Raw genomic sequence first — 21118 nt, 5'->3', positions numbered from 1 at the left:
TATGGTGGCGGCCAATTCAGTTCAGGACAAGCGAATTGTTCTGGATAGATAGTGTAGAAATGCTTCGCTGTCCGTCGCCGCATGTCGAAAATCGTCCGAATATCCCGGCACCAAGGGCAAGTTGCCCTTGGTGCCGAGGTATTCGGACGATTTTCCCGAAGCGGGGATACCCGACGACGAGCCAGCGGCTAGGCGCCAGCGGCGACGATCTGTTGTCGAGGCATCGACTGTGCGATGACGGCTCCAACCGCGACCAGGCCAATCATGATGAATAGCGCGCCGCGATAACCGGATTCGAATCCGCTGGACGCCCCAACGCTGCTGTAGACGGTGCCGATCGCCGCCGCGCCGATGGCTACCGACAACGCCTGAACGGTGTTGAAGACTCCCGATGCCGCGCCGGCCAGTGCAACCGGTACGTCGTTGAGCACCAACAGACCAGCCGATCCGACGATGGCGCCGAAGCCCAGCCCGGAGACAAACAATGCAACGGCAAACCACACCGCAGGATTCGACGAGGCCTCGGCGAAGTACATCGTGACCATCCCGACGATGAAAATCGCTGCGCCGACCTGTAATACGTGCTTTCCGAAGCGAGGCGCGAGGATGGTGGCGGCGAGACCTGCTGAGATCGGAACCGCCAGCGAGAACGGAATCCACATCAGCCCGGTATGCAGAACCGACCAGTTCATCGACACCTGCACCTGTAGCGATTGTACGAGGAAGTAGCCGCCGGTCGGGATGCTCAGCGCTGCGAAAGTTGCCAAACCTGTTGCGAAGGAGCGTGTTTGGAACAATGCCGGCGGCACCATCGGTTCGACGCCTCGTCGTTGCAAACTCAGCTGTTGCTGGGCGAATGCGGCCAGTCCGAGGACTCCGGCGATAATGAGGCCGAATCCCCAACCGGGCCAGTCGTGTTCGGGCCCGATGGTGATCGGAAGCATGATCGCGGCCAGTGAGAAGCCGAGTAGTGCGGCCGATCCGATCGTAATCGGCGCCGAATGTGCGGCCCGTGTCTCCGGGATGAACGCGCGTGCTGCCACGATAGCGAGGACGGCGAGTGGAACATTGATCAAAAAGATTGGGCGCCAGGACATTCCGAACCAATCGCCGCTGGTGATGACGGCGCCGAGGACCGGACCGCTGACCGCGGCCAGGCCGATCACCGAAGTGAACATTCCCATCGCCTTGCCCCGCTCTTCGGGCGAGTAGAGCACCTGGATGTTGGTCAGCACCTGCGGGACCATCAAAGCGGCTGCCGCGCCCTGAATGATGCGGAAGGCGACCAGCTGTCCGGGGTCGGCAGCCAGTCCGCACGCCAGCGACGCCGCTCCGAATGCGGCGAGGCCGATGACGAACAGCCGACGTCGACCGAACCGGTCGCCGAGGCGCGCGCCAAGGATGAGCCCGATCGCGTAGGACAGTGGATAACCGGCGACCACCCATTGGAGAGCGCTCGACGTCGCGCCGAGGTCGGCTTGCATGGTTCGTAGGGCGACGTTGACGACTGTCGCGTCCATCAGCTCCATGAACGACGCGGCGAGCAGGCAGACGAGTGCGATGGTCCGCGCGCGTCCGGAGATACTGGGTGCCCATGATTCGGGAGATCTGGTGTCGGCCGGTTGCGCCTGAACCGCGGCCTCGGATGTGACGGTCACGAGTTGCTCCTTCTGATTGGTGTGACCATCACGTTAGGAAGCTATGCGGACAGAATCGGTCCGCAACTGAATACATGTTTCCGGACAATTTCTGTCCGTTGAATCGGGCAGTATGAGTGTATGGCCGATACGACGACGCGCACGCTGAAACTCCTCGCGCTCCTACAGGCACACCGGCTATGGGCGGCGACCGAACTCGCGGACCGGCTCGACACCACCGAGCGCACCGTGCGTCGGGACGTCGAACGCTTGCGAGAGCTCGGCTACCCCGTTGAGTCAGTCCGCGGAACCGGCGGCGGCTATCAATTGGCGCCAGGCGGCTCGATGCCGCCGCTCGTCGTCGATGAGGAGGAGGCCGTCGCCATCGTAGCCGCACTGCGGGGCGCGGCATCGGGTTCGGCGGCTGGCCTGGCCGAGGCATCGGTGCGGGCATTGGCGAAGGTGACTCAGGTGTTGCCGCCGAAGTTGCGCAAGCGCGCCGACGCATTGCGGGCGATGAGCGTGGTGATGCCAGGCGAGACCGCACCGTCGCTCGACGCCGAGGCGTTGACTACCGTCGCCCTGGCGTGTCGCGATGCCGTCGAGTTGGAGTTCGAATACGCCCCGGCCGAGCGCGCCGGGGGCCGAGGTGGAGTTGTGTTGGCCAGGCGTCGTGTCGAGCCGTTGCGGCTGGTGCCAATGGGACGGCGCTGGTATCTACTTGCCTACGACCTCGACCGTGTCGACTGGCGGACATTCCGAGTGGATCGATTGCGAAATGCCAAGCAGGGCAAGCGAAGTTTTCGTCCGCGCGAAGTCCCCGGCGGCGATGCCGCGGAGTATGTGCGCGCCAGCCTGCAGTCGGTGTGGGAGGCGCATCAGGTGAAGGTTCTGGTGCAGGCGCCGACCAGCGTGGTGCGCGAGCGGATCGGGCGGTGGGCGCAAGCCCAGGAGAGCGATGGCGCGACCCTGGTCACGATGCAGGTCGAGGATGCGCGATGGGTGGCGATGGCGATGGGTTCGCTCGACGCGGACTACGAATTCGTCGAGATCCCGCCGTCACTGCTACGCGAGATCCGGGGTCGGAACGCCAGAGAGTCACGAGCGCTCTATCTGGCCGACCGCGGCTCCGAGTAGCAAACCCGACCCACGCGGACATTCCCGACGTCGAATTGGGGTCGGGAATGTCCGCGTGGGTCGGGTTTGCGATGGGGTGCGTTACCTCGTCGGCAACGACTGGAGATATGCCGCGCCGCGCGGTGACAGCTCATACCCGACGTCGTGGCTGATAGTTAGGCCCAGCGCCTTGAGTTTGCGGATGTCGACCTTCATTGGAAGCAGTTCGACGCCGCGCAGTGCCGCCAGTTCTTTGGAGACCACCCGCGGGTTGTCGGCGATCCACTCAAGGATGTCGCGGGTCCACGCGCCGGTGGCTCTGTTGTCTAGACGGGACAGCCGGGCGGCGATGTTGTCGAGTTCCTCGGCGGTGGGGATCCCATCGCGCAATGCGAGTCGTGGATCTTCACCTGCCCATTCCAGATTGATTCGGAACACCGTGTCGCCGCCTTTGCCGCCGCGTTCACTTGGCTTGCGATTCTGCTTGGGCGCCAGGGCTTTTCGCAGCGAATCGGCATCCTTCATGCCGGCCGCCCGCGCCGCCCGGTCGGTCAGAGTCGACAGGTCGTTCACCCGTGCGACACGGGTAAAGCGCACCAACCCCGACGACGTCAGCTGCGTCGAACCCACTTTGACGCGCGGTTCGTCCCACCGTCGGTACTGGGTGGTCACGGCGCCCGTGCGGATTGCCTCGGCGATAGGTTTGGAGATCAGCACATCTGCGATTCTCGCATGATCTGGGAAGGTAATAGGCGTGGATATCAAACGACTGCGGATATTGCGTGAGTTCGCCGACCGCGGTTCAGTGGGCGCGGTGGCGGGCGCGATGCATATGACGCCGTCGGCGGTATCCCAGCAACTGAAGGTGTTGAGTAGGGAGGTCGGCGTCGAACTGACCGAGCCGGTCGGTCGCAATATCAGGCTGACCGACGCCGGGCGCGCACTCGTGCTGCGAGCCGATTCGATCATCGCCGCCGTCGATCACGCGGATGAGGAGATGCGTGCCTACCGCGGCGGGAGCGCGCCGGTTCGGCTCGCGTCGTTTCCGTCGGGGGCAACGCTCTTGCTGCCCAGAGTCCTTGCCAACGCGCGCTCCGATGACGTCATGGTGATTGCCTCGGAACTTGACGTCGGCTACTCCGATGCCCCAAAAGCATTGGCGGACAACCATATTGTGGTCACCCATCGCGATGAGCGAGCTCCGACGGTATCGGATGCGCGGGTGGCAGTCACCGAGCTGACCCGGGAGCCCATTGATGTGGTGGTTTCGCGGGATTCACCTATCGCGCAACGCGATACCGTCGAATTGGGCGACTTGGCGGACTTCAACTGGATCAGCGTGGAAGGCGGATTTCCGGTCGACGACGTGCTGCTGTCGATTGCCGCCGCAACCGGCGTACAACCGCGAGTTACGCAGCGGCTGTTGAACTTCGACACGATTGAGGCCATCGTCGCGGCGAACGGCGGGATCGCGCTGATGCCCCGCTATGTCATTCGTCATCCGGGAGTTAAACCATTGACGCTCAAGGGGGTTCAGGCGGCGAGGGTATACGAAGCGTTGACCCGGCCGGATCCCTCCGCGTCGGTGCAGCGAGTACTGGGTTATTTGCTCGACGCGGTCTGAGACAGTTCGGAGTCTCAAGTACTCGGCAACGCCGTCCCGTCCACGTAGAACCATTCCCTGCCCTGCTTCACAAAACGACTCCGCTCATGTAGCGATCCCCGACCGTCGGGACTCCGGTAGAACGCCTCGAACTCCACCGCACCGGTTGTGTCGAAGGGGCCGCCCTGTTGGGTCGCTACCACATCGAGCCTTCGCCAGGTCAGTTCGTCGTCGAGCGACAATTGGGAAGGTCGCTTGGACGGGTGCCATGTATCGAGCAGATAGTCGGCATCTTCGACTACGAAAGCCGTATAGCGCGAACGCATTAGGCGCTCAGCCGTCGGAGCGGGCGCGCCGGCGAGGAGTGGTCGGCAACAATCGCCGAACACATCCCCGCTGCCGCATGGGCACCTGTCGGCCGGAGCAAGCGTCACGGGGCCCAGGTACGTGCGGCCTGCTCGGTGCCCTCGATCTCCGCCGGATTGCTTACTCGGTAGGCGCGGTTGACCGCCGACACTACCGCCCGCAAACTCGCGGTGGTAATCGACGACGCTACGCCGACACCCCACACGATCTCGCCGTTCACCTCGGCCTCGACATATGCGGCGGCACTGGCGTCGTCACCGGCGGTGAGCGCGTGCTCGGCATAGTCCAGCACCCGCACGTCGTAGCCGACGGTGCTCAGTGAGTTGACGAAGGCCGCGAGCGGGCCGTTGCCGACACCCGAGATCTCCTTCTCGACGCCGTCGACTTTCACCACCGCGGTGATCGAGTCGTCACCATCGTCAGTCTCGGCCGCATCAACTTTCTGTCGAATGCGCTCGAGTGGCTTGATCGGGTTCAGGTACTCGTCGGCGAAAACATCCCAGATTTCCTTGGGGGAGACTTCGCCGCCCTCACCGTCGGTCAACTTCTGGATTTCGCGACTGAACTCAATCTGGAGACGGCGTGGCAAATCCATGCCACGGTCGGATTTCATGATGTACGCGACACCGCCCTTGCCGGACTGGCTGTTCACGCGGATCACTGCCTCGTAGGTGCGCCCGACGTCCTTCGGGTCAATCGGCAGGTAGGGCACCTGCCACAGAATGTCGTCAACGTCGGAATCAGCAGCATCGGCGTCGAATTTCATCTGGTCGAGGCCCTTGTTGATGGCGTCTTGATGGCTGCCGGAGAAGGCGGTGTAGACCAGGTCGCCGCCGTACGGGTGGCGTTCGGGAACGTTGAGCTGGTTGCAGTACTCGACAGTGCGGCGGATTTCGTCGATGTCGGAGAAACTGATCTGCGGGTCGACGCCACGACTGAATAGATTCATCCCGAGCGTGACCAGGCAGACGTTTCCGGTGCGTTCGCCGTTTCCGAACAGGCAGCCTTCGATCCGGTCGGCGCCGGCCTGGAACCCCAGTTCTGCGGCGGCCACGGCGGTGCCACGATCGTTATGTGGGTGCAGACTCAGGATGATCGAGTCACGCCGAGCCAGGTTGCGATGCATCCACTCGATGGAGTCGGCGTAGACGTTCGGCGTCGCCATTTCGACGGTGGCTGGAAGATTGATGATCATCGGCTTCTCGGGGGTCGGCGCGATGATCTCGGTGACGGCGTCGCAGATTTCCTTGGCGTAGCTCAGCTCGGTGCCGGTATAGGACTCGGGTGAGTACTCATAGCGCCAGTTGGTGTCCGGGTACTTGGCCTGCTCGGACAGACACAGCTGGGCGGCATCGGTGGCGATTTTGGTGATCGCGGCCTTGTCGGCGCGGAACACCACTCGACGCTGCAGTACCGAGGTCGAGTTGTAGAAGTGCACGATGACATTCGCCGCGCCCCGACATGCCTCGAAGGTGCGGACGATCAGTTCTTCGCGGCACTGGGTGAGTACCTGAATGGTGACGTCGGAGGGGATGGCGTCGTCTTCGATAATCTCCCGGACGAAATCAAAATCGGTTTGGCTGGCCGATGGGAAGCCGACCTCGATTTCCTTGTAGCCCATACGGACCAGCAGGTCGAACATGCGACGTTTACGTGCCGGGCTCATCGGGTCGATCAGCGCCTGATTACCGTCGCGCAGGTCGACGGCACCCCACATCGGTGCGCGATCGATGACCTTGTCCGGCCAGGTGCGATCGGTCAGTGCGATGGTCTCGACTTCATCGGCGAATTGTCGGTATCGATGTACCGGCATCGCGGAGTTGCGCTGGGTGTTCCAGGCTGGCTGTCCGGCGGGAATCGGGCCATTGGGCTCGACGATTCGGCTGACGCCGGAGGAAAATGAATCTGCAGGTGTCATTTGAGGTCAATCTCCGTGGGATTTCGATTGGGCCCGCTCGCTATCGCTCCCGGTGCCCGAATGGTGGAAGATGACCGGCACATAAAAAGGCCCCGCGACGGAGAGCCGGTCGGTCAGACCCCGCCGCGGCAACCGAGAAGGAGTGCACGCTGCATATTCTCACCCTAGCCGAACTGGCATGGTGGGCCAAGCCGGGTTGCCCCGTCAACTGTTCGCGATGCCGCCTGTCGCATGCGATAACCTGCACACTGGATTCTTGTGGCACGGGAGGGCACAGTGGAAACGTTTCAAGTCGATCTGAAGGGGCTGCTCGACATTCTGGGCAATCATCTCTATTCATCACAGAGGCGAGCCGCCGAGCATATTCGTGCCGCGCTCCGCGCTGATCCGGCGGACACCTGCGGGTCACGGTCAGAACTCGAGTGGTGGCTTGAAGACCTCGAGGACGAATAGGTGATCGATAATCGACTGCCGGCGAACCGAATTCAGGCGGTCGCCTCCAGTGCTTCGGCCGCCACGCTCGCGTCGTCGAGATGTTCGGCCAGAACCTCCCGAAAAGTGCCGAAATAGCGTGAAATTGCTTCTGCCGCAATAGGGTTGTCCGGGCGTTGGGAGCCTGCGAACAATCCGCTTTCGGTTCGGCTTACCCAGATTGACGCGTGGTCGGTAACGCCTTCACCGGTGAAGATGATGGCGTCCCGCAGTTCCTCGGCCGCGGGGAACCAGCGGAAGTCCAGGTACGACACCATTTGCGGATTGGTGATCACCGACGGGTCGAGTTCGCCAGCCATGATCAGCGCCCCGAGCGCTCCGTGCACGGGGTCACCCGCCATCGAACGCGCTGTCGCGAACCCAGTGGCAGCGTCGGCGACGACATCGGAGAGCTTCTGGCCGCGGATCGGGAATGAGACCGGCACGAAGTTGATATACCAACCCTGGGCACCCAGATGTGCGCCGCTGCGGGTGCTGAGCACCGTCGCCGTCGTGTAGTGATCACGTCCGGCCAGTCGCCGCTCGGTCACGGCGAGCGCGGCAAAGATCAACGCGGAGAAGCCGGTACCGGCCCCGCGAGCGGCGACGGACAACTGCTCGGTTGACGGTGCATCTGCGAGTTGATGCAGATCGATATGTACCGGCTGCGGCTGGCCGTCAACTATTCCGAGGTCGAGCGGGAAATCAGGGAGGCCATTACTGTTGCGCTGCAGTATCTCCCGCCACTGCTGAACAGAAGGGGTGTCGACTGTCAATGTCGCGGCGCGCGCGAATTCGGCAGCGGTGTGCTCGAGGTGGCTGGCAGGAGTGCCAGTAGCCCACGGCTGCTCGGCAGGGCGGTGGTACCGGGCCAAGATTTCGGCAAGTCCGATCGCCTGCGAACTCGCGTCACCGAAGGCGTGATCGATCGCGAAATAGAGGTCGAACGAATCCTCGCGGGATACGACACCGAAAGCCACCGCGGGAAACGCGTCGAAGACGGCCGCGGTCGGCAGGCGGCGGGTGAGGTGGGTCGCGGCATCGGACCCCTCAGCGATAAGCGGAACCACGGTGATATTCGTGGCATCGACGACCCGGCGAACGATATCGTCGCCCGCGGTATCAAATGTGGACCGCCAACCCTCGTGATCCCGCAGGAATCCGTTGAGCGCGAAGGTCATCCGCTCGACGTCGAGCGGCTCGGCGACGGGCACCGTGACGCAGGTGAACGCGCGATGCTCGGTTCCGGCGGCGCGCTCGGCGACAACGGTGTTGATGTGATCGCGCTGTAGAAACGATGGGCCGACCGCATGAGTCGGCGCCGTCGATGCTGCTGCGACGGTTTCCGGGGTCGGCACCCAGTCGATAAGAGTGCCCGGCCGCGGCCGCCAGTCGCTGGCGGCCGCGATCCTCATGCGACCTCCTCGGCGGTACTGGGCAGACCGGGAAGACTGCCAAGAAACACCGACGTATCGCCGGTAGCGGCGACATCACGCAACACGGCGGAGAACTCCGCGATGAACGCATGAATCGATGCCGAAGCGACCTCGTTCGCGGGGAAGCGTGCGGAAAGATTAAGTCCATCGATAGCGCGGTTGATCCAGAGGTAGACCTCGGTATCGCTGCGCATGGTGCTGCGGAGGGCGCGTTCATGCTCGGTCCACGCAGCCGCGCCCGGCAGGTAACGTCCGTCGACGAAGGAGATGACGAATTCCGGTGCTTCGGTGAGTCCCACCAATTCGGCGACGCGCGAGTATGGATTGCCGACCAGACCCTTGTTGGCCTTCAACGCTTTTGACGTGTCAGCGACGGCCGCCGCGAACGTGGTGGCGTCGCCCACCGCGTCATCGACCGGCATGAGTCCGACGAACCACCCGGCCGCGGCGGCGTAGTCGAGACTGGTGCGGGTGTGCATGGGCATCAAATACCGCGTCGAGCCGCTGTTGCCGAGTCTGGACAGCGCTATCTTCGCCGCGGCGAGTATCGCGCTTGTCTGCGATCCACCTTGCTGCTTCGCATTGCCGGTGAATGATTCGGTTTCGGCGGCGTCTAGCAGCCATAGCGACAGGCTCGCCTGCTGATTCGGTTGTGCGCCAACACCGTCGGTACCGACCACGGGGAGCGGAAAACGCGGAACCGCGGGCGTGGCCGAGCCGGCGGTCAGGTAGTCGCGCCAACGTGCGATGTCATCGTGATCGGCGTGCAGAGCAGCGGCGTACTCGCGCTCGACGACGCTGTAATCCACATACGAAGCGGTAGGCGGCAGTTGCGGTTCGCGCCCCGATTCCACCGCGCGGTAGATCTCGGTGAGTTCGGCGATAGCGAATACCTGAGTGTAGGCATCCATCACCGAATGATCGGCGGCGAAGATAACCGTGAACCACTCTTGCTCGGCGGTCGAGATGTTGGGTTCGATGGTGGTTATCACCACATGCGGCCAGATGAACGGTGAAATCTGGGTAGCGAAGAACTTCTCGATGTGGTCGTGGATCTCGGTGCCACCTCGCGGTCGGCCGTAGCGCCGCGAGTCGATAGTCACCGATTCCGCTGCCACGCAATGCCTTTCGAAGGTGAGACCGGAATCGGATTGGGTGGACCGCGCGGTGGTGCGGTATGCCTCGTGACGACCGACCCACAACCGCAAGGTTTCAGTGAACGCGGCCGCGTCGAGTGGTCCGGAGATTCGGAATGCCGTCCCGATCCAGCACGGCGGAGCCTGATCGCCCTGCTGCGACGAAAAGGCGAGGTGCGCCTCATGATTAGTCGACAGTGATCGCGGATCGCGGCGCCAATCGTCGCCGGTTGCTGCGGGCAGCCATTCGGTGACAGTGCCGGAATGTATTGGGTAGTCGGCTAGTTCGGTGTATTCCATCGAAACAATCTCCCCACGGATTGATGATTGATTTTCGGATGTTTGCGGCTTCAAGGATCGCCTAGGAGGAAAGATAGAACTACTGATGGATTGACACCAGACTTGACAATCGGTTAGGAGTGAATATTCGACTTAAGATCAGCGTGTACGAATCCAATTGGTACACAATATGATTGACGTCACGTCCGTGACCTAAGGGTTTGCCTGTACGTAACTTTCCAATACGCCGTGAATTGGTCGACGTGAACTCCGTCACTAACGTCTTTACAACCACGGTGCGGGATTCAGACCCCAGCGGTCCAGCTCGGCATTGACGAGTTGCCGCAGTACATCGGTGGTGGGAACGCTGACTGGATCGAGAGAACCGATGCAGAGTGTGACCACACCCGCGCTACGTGACAGCCAGGCACTGATACCGCCGCGCATCGCGACGAGCTTGTCGGCCGGAACACCGACCGGAAGGGAGCGCATTGCGACCGGACCGGGCAGTCGACTACCCAGGCTCGCGAATGTCGGGTCGAGATCGCCGAGATTCGACGCGATACATTGCGGCGTATTCATGGAAGCCGCGAGCCGCCGGATGGCTATGTCGGGCAACGCTTGAGCCAGCACCACGAGTTGGGCCATGGCGTCGGGACCATCGGCAAGTCCGGCAAAGGCCGCCTTACTGGCGCGACGAATATCGGAGAGATCGGTATAGCGGTCGTCGGTCACGGTGATCTCGGCTACGACGCTGGTGGTGGAGTTCGCCCGCTGATCATCGACGGCGCGAGTCGACACCGGAAGCGAAAGTGATGCGATGTCTCCGGGCTTCACTCGTCCGGCACCGGCGAGTATGCCGAGGGTGATGGCACTGAACAGTGTGTTGGGTGTTCCGCCCGCACTGGCAGCCGCGGCGTCGAAGGATGCGGCGTCGATGGTGATCGCGATAGACGCCGGAGAGATGGTGGCGTCTGCGGTGGGCGGGTTGCTTCGATCGGGCACGGAAGGCGCGCTCGCCGCGCCGCCGCGGACTACTCTCACGGCGGCGCGTGCGGCGGATCGAAGGAGATCGGCGCTGTCGCGCAGGTCATCGATAAACGAAGGGGACACGGTCGGCGTCGCGGTCGTCGCGTGGCGGGCCGCCTCGCTGACGCCGGTCACCACAGCGCCGCCATCGCCGACAACGTGTGAGATCACCAGGGAGACAAGAGTATTGCCGTCGGTTGTGCGCGCAGCTGTTAGTGACCACGCCGGCCCGGTCGCGCTATTTATGTTGGCATCCAATTGGGCGGTTGCCCAGCTGTCGGCGCTCTCCGGAGAGATGGGTACCGTGTCGAATCGATGGATACCCGCATTCGATGTGTGAATCCACCTGTCGCGGATAGGAAGTCGGCGGCGGATTACCAATCGGGACAGTCGGCCCCGGCGGAGGCTGTCGGCGAGCGCGGCGACGAATGTTTCGTCGACGTCGGGGCCGAGCCGCCACACGCACTGATTGATTACCGGGATATCGAGGACGTGTTCCATGACGACGAAGAGGTTGTCATCGGCGGTCAGTCGGTATGCGGCGGCTCCCATGAATCGTCAACGTACTTCACAACGACCGGAGTGCGCCGGACTCACAGCGGACAACGTGGTGAGATTCACTGTGCCGGATCGGCGGCGGGCATATTCTCGGGCAGATTCCGGCCTATGCGGAAATAGCCGGTTATTCCCGATTACAGCAAACCCTACGATGATTCACAGTTTCATACCGTTGCCGACGGGCTAGCGTGAGTGATGGTCCGCGCGGGAGGTGCGCGGGCCGTCTCGCCGCTTGGCGAGTTGTGAAAGGAAAGTATGAAACAGTCCACTGCTAGTACGTCGTCATTGCGCCGTCGGATCGCCGTTGCGGTCGCCGGTGCCGGAGCCGCGTCGATTTTGATGACCGGCGGGGTGGCCCAGGCCGCTCCAGCCCATCCCGGACCCGCGAAAGCCGCGCCGGCCCCGCACACCAAGGTGCCCGGTACTTCGTGCACGCTGGCGCAGGTCGAGAAGGCCCTCGCCAAGGAAGATCCCGCGCTATGGAAGAAGATCAGCGCAAACCCCAAGCACAAGAAGCGCTTCGAGTCGATCATTGTGATGACTCCTCAACAGCGCCAGGCCAAACGTGCGCAGTGGCGCAAGAGTCATCCGTTGGAATCCGGTGCTCGCCAGTTCCTCAAGGATCACAACATAAAGCCGCGCGGCAAAGGCCACCAGCGCAAGGGAAATAAGCAGGACCGCGCCAAGCATAAGCAGGAGATCCAGGCACTGCGGGCAAAGGTGAAAGCTACCTGCGGTCAGTACTGATCGCCGCGTCCAACGACGACACCCGTACGGTCAGCGCTTGCCCATCGGCGGCGCTGACCGGCTCGCCCGCCGGCGCATTCCAGCACGCGGCGAGAACGTCGTACCCCGCGCCACAGATCGAAAGATGTTGCGGCCACTCCTGTTTCGCCCAGTCGGGCTCATCGAGTGCGGCGTTGGTACCCGCTGTGTCCGCTCCGAGGAGGGTCCACTGTAAGTCCCGGCGCATCATTGATACCGATGGCATGAGCGGTGACTGGCGCGAAACGGCATCGAGCACGCTGAATGACTCGGTAAGAGTTCGGCGATGTGCCAGTTTCAGCGTCGCCCGATGACCCCTGGGCCACAGCACCCAAAGTGATCCGATGGCCAACAACACTCCGATCGCGGTCTCGGCCAACCGATTTCCTGCCGTAGCCCACACGGCGTCGGCTCCATTTGGCGAACTCATCAACAACGCCAGCGGCGTGATGAAAGTGGCGGCCAGACCGTAATTGCTGGCGACGGTCAGTTCGATGAGGAATTGTAAAGCCGTCAGCAGCAGAATCAACGTCAGATGGTTGGGCTCGGTCAACGCGACCCCGACGAATAGCACCAGGCCAAGCGATGTGCCGAGCATGCGCTGCCCACCACGCAGTGAACCCCGCACGCGGTCGGGGCCCATCTGCAAAACCAGCACCACCGCGATGATCGCCCAGTCGGGCCGGCCCAGCCCGAGCAGAACGGACACTCCACCGGCGACGAGTGCTGCGAGCACCACCCGGCTGGCGACATAGGCGGGCAGGGTATGCGGGTGTGCTGACTGGGCGAGGCGATGCGACACAGACGGTCGGGGCAATGGTGGCGCGAAACTGGCCGCGGCGTCAGGTGAACTAAGTTCCGGTGCGCCGGCCAGCCGCCGATGCGCCGCCCACAGTCGGTCGGCGAGGTCACCGTCGGTTTGCGCCGCGTCGTGTAAGACAGTCCACGCATTGTGCATCTGTTCGCCCGCGACGTTACGTGACGCCTGTGCTGCCTGAACGGCAGTATTCGACGACGCTGCGTCGAGGTAAGTGTCGACGGCTGCGATGGCCGCGTCGATCGCCGCGGCCTGCGGTCGGTGCCGTGACCACAGGACCGGCGTCATGGATACGACCAGTGAGGACACCACCCCCAGCGCGGTGCAGCCGACTACGATCTCCGGCGCGACGCCGTGGGTAACGACCACCCAGCCGACTCCGGCCGTCAGCACGACGAACATCGGGCCGGGCGGCCCGGCCCGCAGCGATGTTCCAATAAACACCGCTGCCCCCGCGATAGTGGCCATCACGACGACCAGCACGCATTCGCGGAGGTTCGCATTCCCGATATCAGACTGGAGGATGTCAGCAAGGTAGGCGCTGGCCGCGACCGACGCGGTGAGGATGGCGCCGATCGTCGTCACTACTCGCCATCGAATCCGAAACGGCCGGTCCTCCCCGTACAGCATCGCGAAGGTGCCAAGCGCGACCAGCAGTGCGTACGCACCCTGGCCCGCGAACCACAGCGCGAGCGCGGGAATGGCGAGAGTTGCTGCGGCGCGCACGGCTACCGGCCAGCGCGTGCCGAGGCCGGGCGCCGACAAGAACGCGCGCCCAATGCGGGGGCGAGGAGGTGGGGCGGTCACGCGAACTATCGTGCCTGGTTTCGCTCTCGGGGCAGAATCGCCGCGATGATCACTGCCATCGCGACGAGCAACACACCCGCCAGGCCGGTCGCGACATGCACACCTGTGACGAATGATTCCTGCGCGGCGGTGATCGTCGCTTGATCAGTGGTGGCCGAGACGACCTCGTCGAGGGTGCCCTCGAACCGTTGCCCCGATGGGCCGACGCCGTGTTGGAAGACCAGCGAAGCCAGTGAGCCGAGTAGGGCCAATCCCAGCGCGTTGCCGAGTTCAAAACTGGTTTCCGATAGGCCGGTCGCCGCTCCGGCGCGCTCCGGCGGCACCGACGATACCGCGACGTCGGAGACGAGACTGAACGCGATGCCGTAACCCACACCGGCAATGGCCGAGCCCGCGAGATAGGCCCAGACGCCGCCGTCGACTCCGATACCGAGCAGGGCGAAGTTGCCGATTGCCGCCGCACCCAGAGCGACGATGAAACCGGTACGCGGGCCCAGCTTTTCGGTTATTCGCGCGGCCGATAGGGAGAAGACGAATACGGTGACGGCCATCGGAATGCCGAGTATCGCGGCGTCGAGCGGGTCGCGTCCGGTCACCGTCTGTAGGTAGATGCTGGTCAGGTAACTCAGCGCGGCCAGCGACATCATACCGACCAGACTCGATCCAATCGCGAGAGCGAACCTTTTGTTGGACAACAGTTTCAGGTCCAATAAGGGGTTGTCGACCCGTCGTTCGTGGGCCACGAACAGGGCCAGCATCGCCAGGCCGACAGTGCCGGCGACCAAGGCGATGATGTCCGGTCCGTCGACGGAGACGTGTTTGATGGCATACACCGTCGGGAGGATGCCCGCGAGAGACAAGACTACGCCGATGACGTCGAAGCCGCCGGTGGTGCCCGCCCGATGTTCGGGAAGCAGAAACGGTCCGGCGATCAGCAGAATCAAGAGAACCGGCAGGTTGATCAAGAATACCGATCCCCACCAGAAGTGTTGTAGCAGAACGCCTCCGACGATAGGGCCAACGGCTGCACCGCCGGCGAACGCGGAGGTCCAGACGCCGATCGCGCGGGCGCGGGCCCCGACGTCGGGAAACATCGTGGAGATCAGCGACAAGCTTGACGGCAGGAGCGTCGCTCCGCCGATCCCCATCAGGGCGCGTGCGGCGATCAGCATGGTCGGGTCCACCGAGAGTGCGGCGACGACCGAACCGGCACCGAAGATCGTCGCGCCGATGAGCAATAGCAAACGTCGGCCGATCCGGTCGCCGAGGTTGCCCATCGTGATCAGAAGTCCGGCCAGCAGGAAGCCGTAGATGTCGAGGATCCACAGTGATTGGGTCGCGCCGGGGTGTAATTCGTGAGTCAACGTCGGCATTGCCAGGAAGAGCACCGACACGTCCATCGACACCAGCAACACCGGTAGGACGAGGACCGCGAGGCCAAACCACGCACGCCGCGACCCACCGTGCGTGGTCGGTGCGGCGGGTGACTCGATCACCATTGGTCCTCCTCGACTGGATTGCGTACGTTGTACGCGGCATGTTGCGCTCTCGAACTCTAATGAATGAGTACGCTGTACGCAATCCAGATATTCCTGCCCCGGAAAGAGTGACGACGATGGCTGCGCCCGCGAAACTGACGATGCCGGCGATCATCGATGCCGCGATCGAGCTGGCCGATGCCGACGGCCTCGCAGCGTTGTCGATGCGCCGACTCGCCGACCGGCTCGGCGTTGGAGCTATGTCGTTGTACCGGCACGTCGCAGACAAGGACCAACTCGTGCGGGAAATGGCCGAGGAGACCGGTAGCCGGTTTCGCTATCCGATCGACGAGCCGGGGCCGTGGACCTGGCGTGAACGCGTGCAGATTGCCGTCGACGTCGATTGGGCTCTGTATCAACGACATCCGTGGATGGTGCTTGCCTACGCATCGCCGCGATTCACCTTCAGCCAGACGTCGATGGAATGTTTGCGTTGGCTGGCCGACGGCCTCGCGGAATTGGGTCGAGGTGAGGATGCGTCGATCGATATGGCCCTCGCGGTCTGGAATCTCATCAACGGCGTCGCGCTGGCGATGGTCGCGGACAGTCTGATCGCCGCGCAGGGGATAGAGCGGTCCGACGAAGTCCCACAGGTCGACTTGAAGGAGCGGCTGGATAGCGGGATCGACTACTTGTGCCGAGGTTTCGCGGGATAGCGGTTCGCGGAGAAGGGCTAGACCGCGTGGGGATAGACCGTCAGCATATGCGCGCCGAACCAGGAGCTCCCGATGACGATAACCAGCAGCGCCGCCACCGCATGTGATGTCCGCCATCGGGCAATCGCGTAGGCCACCGGAATCAGCAGAACGAACGCGGGTAGGAGCAGGCGCGCACGGCTCATCATCAAACCCGACGACAAGATGATCGAAGCGACGACGAGAGCGCCGTAGACGAGGATCGGCCACGGGAGTCTGCTCCACATGGCGACAACCACGAGACCGATGGTTGCGGCGATGATCCACGACGTCGCGACCGGCGCGATCTCGCCGGAGTTCAGCAGTGAGTCGTTCACGAAGGTGTAAGTTGCCGCACCCCAATCGAATTGGGTGCCCCACCCGTCGGTCTGTATCCGAAACCAGCCGGTCGGCGAGCCGGTCTTGGCCCACACGAAGCCGAGATAGCCGAGGTAGCCGAGGGGACTCAGTGCGATCGCCGCCCAGGCTCGCGGGCCGTCGCGGCGAGCGAGGAGCGCGGCCAGCATCACGACGCCCACCACGACGATCGCCGTCGGGCGGGTCAGTCCAACCAGTCCCGCACAGCAGCCGGCTAACAGCCAACGATGCTCGACGACACCGATCAGTGCCCAGACGGCTAGTGCGCAGAACAGGGCCTCGGTGTAGGCCATCGACAGCACGATGCCCATCGGTGCCGCCGCGAATAGGACGGTGAGGATCAGCCCGACGCGCGCCGGATCGGGCGATGCGGCGTCGTCGGATCTGGCCGACATGGTGCGTGCACAGAAGGCCGCCAACCTCGCGGCCCCGGCTGCGGCTATGCAACCGAGGACGATATTGATCGCGATCGCGGCACCATAGGCGGTGACGAACGGTAGTTTGTCCAGGAGTCGTACGAGATACGGGTAGCCGGGGAAGAAGGCGTATGCGGTCTCGGTGAGGTGAATGCCGCGCGCGTCGGTCTGTGTGACGGGTACGCCCGCGTAGCCATGTTCGGCGATGGCGAGCATCCATTTGCCGTCCCATGCGGCGAGTGTGTTGCCGAGGTTCAAGCCCCGCAACTGGGCAAAACGAGCGAGGACCACCAGGCCGATCACCCGGACCGCGAGAAAGACCAAAGCGGGCAGCAGCCAATCCGCATGGCGGACGATGAAGGATGTCGACGATGGTGTCATCGACTCGGTTTGGTCGGGCACGGCGGCAGCGGTTCCGGGCACAACGTGATGGTAGGCGGTAGCCCAACCAGCGCATGTCAGGACACGGCCACCTGCGAAAATCGTCCGAATACTCGCTCGCCGAGGGCATATTGCCCTTGTTGGGTAAGTATTCGGACGAATTTCCCGACGCCGGGTGAACCGACGTAGCGGCGGTGTTCGCCGGATCGGGCAGCCCGGTAAGGTTGCAGGGCGTATCTCCAATCCCGAAACGGAAAGGTTCAACGGCGTGGCACTGGTCGTGCAGAAATATGGCGGATCCTCGGTCGGAACGGCCGAACGGATTCGTCGAGTCGCCGAGCGCATCGTCGAGACCCGAAAGCAGGGGAACGACGTGGTCGTCGTGGTGTCCGCGATGGGCGACACCACCGACGAACTACTGGACCTGGCAGAACAGGTCAACCCGACGCCGCCGCCGCGTGAGATGGATATGCTCCTCACCTCGGGTGAGCGCATCTCAAACGCCCTGGTCGCGATGGCGATCAGTTCGCTTGGCGCCGAGGCGCAGTCGTTCACCGGTTCGCAGGCCGGCGTGATCACCACAAGTAGCCACGGCTCGGCAAAGATCATCGATGTCACGCCGGGCCGGGTCCGCAGCGCGCTCGACGACGGCAAGATCGTCTTGGTCGCTGGCTTTCAGGGCGTCTCACAGGACACCAAAGATGTGACGACGCTCGGTCGTGGTGGGTCGGACACAACGGCCGTCGCGCTTGCCGCGGCACTCGAAGCAGACGTCTGCGAGATCTATACCGACGTCGACGGCATTTATACAGCTGATCCTCGCATCGTCTCCGACGCCCGGCACCTCTCGACCGTTTCCTTTGAGGAAATGCTGGAGATGGCCGCCTGTGGCGCGAAAGTACTGATGCTGCGCTGTGTGGAATACGCCCGCCGATACAACGTTCCCGTACATGTGCGCTCGTCGTACTCGAATAAACCCGGCACGATGGTCGCCGGTTCAATGGAGGACATTCCCGTGGAAGATGCAATTCTCACCGGCGTCGCACACGACCGCAGCGAAGCCAAGATAACCGTCGTCGGCCTCGACGACACTCCGGGCAACGCGGGCAAGGTATTTCGCGCTGTCGCCGACGCAGATATCAATATTGACATGGTGTTGCAGAACATCTCCAAGGTCGACACCGGCAAGACCGACATCACCTTCACCCTGCCGCGCGAGCTGGGACCACTGGGCGTGCAGAAGCTGACCGCGCTCAAGAGTGAAATTGGCTTCTCCGAAGTTCTCTACGACGATCAGATCGGCAAAGTCTCGCTCGTCGGCGCTGGAATGAAGAGCCATCCGGGTGTGACAGCAACATTTTGCGAGGCGCTGGCCGACGCTGGCATTAACATCGAGTTGATCTCGACGTCGGAGATTCGGATCTCGGTCCTGTGTCGAGATACCGAACTCGACGACGCGGTGCGGGCACTGCATACGGCATTCAACCTTGGCGGCGACGAAGAAGCCGTGGTCTACGCGGGAACTGGTCGATAATGGGTGCACGTATCGGAGTAGTCGGCGCGACCGGTCAGGTCGGTGCCGTCATGCGAACACTGTTGGCGCAGCGCAACTTTCCCGCCGATGAGGTGCGGTTCTTCGCGTCGTCGCGGTCCGCGGGCAAGAAGCTGCCATGGGGCGACGGCGAAATCGTCGTCGAAGACGCTGCGACCGCCGATCCCGTCGGACTCGATATCGCGCTATTCTCCGCAGGCGCGACGATGTCGCGTGAGCAGGCGCCGCGATTCGCGGCTGCCGGTGTAACCGTTATCGACAATTCGTCGGCCTGGCGGAAAGACGAAGACGTGCCGCTGGTGGTGGCCGAGGTCAACGGCGAGTTGGCGCAGAATCCGCCCAAGGGCATCATCGCCAATCCAAACTGCACGACGATGGCCGCGATGCCGGTCCTCAAGCCGTTGCACGACGCAGCCGGGCTGCGTCGGCTGATCATTTCGTCGTATCAAGCGGTGTCGGGTAGCGGCCTGGCCGGCGTCGACGAGTTGGCGTCGCAGGTGCGTGCCGGTATCGACGACGCCGAGAAGTTAGTTCATGACGGTTCGGCGGTTAAGTTCCCCGATCCGGTGAAATACGTTGCGCCCATTGCTTTTAACGTTCTCCCACTCGCCGGAGCGCTGGTTGATGACGGCAGCGGGGAGACCGACGAAGATCAAAAATTGCGCAACGAATCGCGCAAAATCCTCGGTCTGCCCGAACTGTTGGTGAGCGGTACGTGCGTGCGCGTGCCGGTGTTCACCGGGCACTCGTTGTCGATCAACGCGGAGTTCGCGGAGCCGCTGTCCGTCGCACAGGCCCAGGCGATCTTGGCCGGGGCCGCTGGTGTCGAATTGACCGATGTGCCAACGCCATTGGCCGCGGCGGGTAAGGATTTGTCGCTCGTCGGACGTATCCGGCAAGATCCGGGCGTGCCCGATGGTCGGGGACTGGCGCTATTCGTATCCGGTGACAACTTGCGAAAAGGCGCTGCGCTCAACACGATTCAGATCGCAGAGTTGCTGGTTTAGGGGCGGTTGCGCGGGTGGTCTCGATACACCCGCCTCGGCTGGCGCCTCGTCGGGCACTCGACCAGCGGTTGGTGTTTGGTTGGTCGAGTGCGCTCGCCGAGCGCAGCGAGACGCGATGATTTGGTTGGTCGAGTGCGCTCGCCGAGCGTAGCGAGACGCGCGTGTATCGAGACCCTGGTGAGTTGGAAATCGTTGTGCGGTAGGGGTGTTTGTCTTGCGGGGGGTCTCGATACACCCGCCTCGGCTGGCGCCTCGTCGGGCACTCGACCGGCGGTTGGTATTTCGCTGGCGCCTCGTCGGGCACTCGACCGGCTATCTATTCGTCTGTCGCGCAACGGAATCCGAGGTGGCAGGTTGCTGAGTCGATGGCCTCGGGCTGTCGTGCCGCCGGACGATAACGCAGGCAATAGTTGGGCGCACAGAGATGCGATCCGCCTTTGATGACCCGACGTCCGACGTCGTCGCCGGGGCCCATCGACCGCTGCCGCGCGACGTCGGTTCCACAACACGGAGAGCTTTCGGCGGCATGGTGGTGTGTCCACCAGGTGTCGGTCCATTCCCAGACGTTTCCCGCCATGTCGTAGAGGCCGTAACCATTCGGCTCAAACGTGCCGACCGGAGCCGTCGCCTCATATCCATCGGAAGCCGAGTTCTGCCAAGGGAATTCGCCGCGCCAGCGGTTGACGCGATACGGCGGATCGTCGTCCGCTTCGGCACCCCAGGTATATGGCTGCGACTGCAGACCGCCGCGCGCGGCGAATTCCCACTCCGCCTCGGTTGGCAGACGAACGCCGCGCCACGCGGCATAAGCGGCGGCGTCGGTGTGGCAAACCTGCACCACCGGATGGTCGTCGAGTTGATCTAACGATGATTGCGGACCCCGCGGATTGCGCCAGTTCGCTCCCGGTACGTACGCCCACCACTGCGTGAGGTCGTGTAATTCCACGGGTTGAGGAGTTTGGTGAAACACCAACCCGCCCGGCTTGAGGAGGTCCGGGTCGGCGCCGGGATATCGCGACGGATCTAACGGCTGTTCGGCGACGGTGACATACCCGGTGGCCGCGACGAACTCGGCGAACCGCGCGTTGGTGACCGCGTGCGTGTCGATACGGAAGGGAGTCACGTGAACTGATCGAACGGGACGTTCCTCGGGGTAGTGCTGCGCCGAACCCATCAGGTACTCGCCGCCGGGAACATTGACCATGTCTGCCACGAGCACCGAATCTACGCGTGA

18 protein-coding genes are annotated in these 21118 nt (G+C 63.2%); 7 read left to right on the top strand and 11 right to left on the bottom strand.

The window, feature by feature from the left end; translation table 11 throughout:
• Positions 1–188 precede the first annotated feature (188 nt).
• Positions 189–1658 carry an MFS transporter gene (locus AAFP29_RS07530; protein ID WP_419216724.1) on the bottom strand — a complete coding sequence of 490 codons (1470 nt, stop codon included), beginning with the start codon at positions 1656–1658 and terminating at the stop codon, positions 189–191.
• Positions 1659–1778: 120 nt separating this feature from the next.
• On the opposite strand from AAFP29_RS07530, the gene AAFP29_RS07525 reads away from it, so the two are divergent.
• Positions 1779–2774, top strand: a complete 996-nt coding sequence (locus AAFP29_RS07525; RefSeq protein WP_419216723.1) for a helix-turn-helix transcriptional regulator — start codon at positions 1779–1781, stop codon at positions 2772–2774.
• Between the two features lie 81 nt (positions 2775–2855).
• Here the strand turns inward: AAFP29_RS07525 and AAFP29_RS07520 are convergent, their stop codons facing one another.
• A complete protein-coding gene (locus AAFP29_RS07520; protein ID WP_419216722.1) occupies positions 2856–3470 on the bottom strand; it encodes an ASCH domain-containing protein in 615 nt (204 codons plus the stop codon).
• A 37-nt stretch (positions 3471–3507) separates the two neighbouring features.
• Between AAFP29_RS07520 and AAFP29_RS07515 the strand changes: the two genes are divergently transcribed.
• On the top strand, positions 3508–4377 hold the full coding sequence (locus AAFP29_RS07515) for a LysR family transcriptional regulator (protein WP_419216721.1): 870 nt from the start codon (positions 3508–3510) through the stop codon (positions 4375–4377).
• A 14-nt stretch (positions 4378–4391) separates the two neighbouring features.
• Here AAFP29_RS07515 and AAFP29_RS07510 read toward each other — a convergent pair whose 3' ends face one another.
• Complete coding sequence (locus AAFP29_RS07510) at positions 4392–4790, bottom strand: YchJ family protein (RefSeq protein WP_419216720.1); 399 nt, start codon at positions 4788–4790, stop codon at positions 4392–4394.
• Positions 4787–6640 carry a 2-isopropylmalate synthase gene (gene leuA, locus AAFP29_RS07505; protein ID WP_419216719.1) on the bottom strand — a complete coding sequence of 618 codons (1854 nt, stop codon included), beginning with the start codon at positions 6638–6640 and terminating at the stop codon, positions 4787–4789. The genes AAFP29_RS07510 and leuA overlap by 4 nt, the downstream gene beginning before the upstream one ends.
• 276 nt (positions 6641–6916) lie before the next feature.
• Here leuA and AAFP29_RS07500 point away from each other — a divergent pair, with 276 nt between their 5' ends.
• Positions 6917–7093: a hypothetical protein gene (locus tag AAFP29_RS07500; RefSeq protein ID WP_419216718.1), complete on the top strand. Its 177-nt coding sequence runs from the start codon at positions 6917–6919 to the stop codon at positions 7091–7093.
• Between the two features lie 32 nt (positions 7094–7125).
• Here AAFP29_RS07500 and AAFP29_RS07495 read toward each other — a convergent pair whose 3' ends face one another.
• The 3 genes from AAFP29_RS07495 to AAFP29_RS07485 all read right to left on the bottom strand — a co-directional run bounded on the left by AAFP29_RS07495 (position 7126) and on the right by AAFP29_RS07485 (position 11543).
• Positions 7126–8526 carry a condensation domain-containing protein gene (locus tag AAFP29_RS07495; protein WP_419216717.1) on the bottom strand — a complete coding sequence of 467 codons (1401 nt, stop codon included), beginning with the start codon at positions 8524–8526 and terminating at the stop codon, positions 7126–7128.
• The gene (locus AAFP29_RS07490; RefSeq protein ID WP_419216716.1) at positions 8523–9983 is read right to left on the bottom strand and encodes a condensation domain-containing protein; all 1461 of its coding nucleotides are present in this window, start codon (positions 9981–9983) and stop codon (positions 8523–8525) included. Before AAFP29_RS07490 ends, AAFP29_RS07495 begins: the two co-directional genes overlap by 4 nt.
• Before the next feature lie 264 nt (positions 9984–10247).
• Entirely contained in the window at positions 10248–11543 is a 1296-nt protein-coding gene (locus AAFP29_RS07485) for a hypothetical protein (RefSeq protein WP_419216715.1), read from the bottom strand.
• A 261-nt stretch (positions 11544–11804) separates the two neighbouring features.
• Here AAFP29_RS07485 and AAFP29_RS07480 point away from each other — a divergent pair, with 261 nt between their 5' ends.
• A complete protein-coding gene (locus AAFP29_RS07480; protein WP_419216714.1) occupies positions 11805–12296 on the top strand; it encodes a hemophore-related protein in 492 nt (163 codons plus the stop codon).
• On the opposite strand, the gene AAFP29_RS07475 is transcribed toward AAFP29_RS07480, so the two are convergent.
• Together AAFP29_RS07475 and AAFP29_RS07470 are read right to left on the bottom strand one after the other, a co-directional pair.
• The gene (locus AAFP29_RS07475; RefSeq protein WP_419216713.1) at positions 12277–13938 is read right to left on the bottom strand and encodes an FUSC family protein; all 1662 of its coding nucleotides are present in this window, start codon (positions 13936–13938) and stop codon (positions 12277–12279) included. The genes AAFP29_RS07480 and AAFP29_RS07475 overlap by 20 nt on opposite strands.
• A 5-nt stretch (positions 13939–13943) precedes the next feature.
• Positions 13944–15437, bottom strand: coding sequence for an MFS transporter (locus tag AAFP29_RS07470; RefSeq protein ID WP_419216712.1), 1494 nt, complete (start codon positions 15435–15437; stop codon positions 13944–13946).
• 116 nt (positions 15438–15553) lie between these two features.
• Here AAFP29_RS07470 and AAFP29_RS07465 point away from each other — a divergent pair, with 116 nt between their 5' ends.
• On the top strand, positions 15554–16132 hold the full coding sequence (locus AAFP29_RS07465; protein WP_419216711.1) for a TetR/AcrR family transcriptional regulator: 579 nt from the start codon (positions 15554–15556) through the stop codon (positions 16130–16132).
• A gap of 17 nt (positions 16133–16149) precedes the next feature.
• Here the strand turns inward: AAFP29_RS07465 and AAFP29_RS07460 are convergent, their stop codons facing one another.
• On the bottom strand, positions 16150–17325 hold the full coding sequence (locus AAFP29_RS07460; protein WP_419217237.1) for a glycosyltransferase 87 family protein: 1176 nt from the start codon (positions 17323–17325) through the stop codon (positions 16150–16152).
• Positions 17326–17593: 268 nt separating this feature from the next.
• On the opposite strand from AAFP29_RS07460, the gene AAFP29_RS07455 reads away from it, so the two are divergent.
• Positions 17594–18859 carry an aspartate kinase gene (locus tag AAFP29_RS07455; RefSeq protein ID WP_419216710.1) on the top strand — a complete coding sequence of 422 codons (1266 nt, stop codon included), beginning with the start codon at positions 17594–17596 and terminating at the stop codon, positions 18857–18859.
• Positions 18859–19884, top strand: a complete 1026-nt coding sequence (locus AAFP29_RS07450; RefSeq protein ID WP_419216709.1) for an aspartate-semialdehyde dehydrogenase — start codon at positions 18859–18861, stop codon at positions 19882–19884. The genes AAFP29_RS07455 and AAFP29_RS07450 overlap by 1 nt, the downstream gene beginning before the upstream one ends.
• A gap of 316 nt (positions 19885–20200) precedes the next feature.
• On the opposite strand, the gene AAFP29_RS07445 is transcribed toward AAFP29_RS07450, so the two are convergent.
• Entirely contained in the window at positions 20201–21088 is an 888-nt protein-coding gene (locus AAFP29_RS07445) for a formylglycine-generating enzyme family protein (RefSeq protein ID WP_419217236.1), read from the bottom strand.
• Positions 21089–21118 lie beyond the last annotated feature (30 nt).

Origin of the sequence: Gordonia sp. CPCC 205333 (assembly GCF_048537885.1) — a bacterium.
GTDB lineage: Bacteria > Actinomycetota > Actinomycetes > Mycobacteriales > Mycobacteriaceae > Gordonia.
This window is presented reverse-complemented; position numbering and strand designations above follow the sequence as displayed.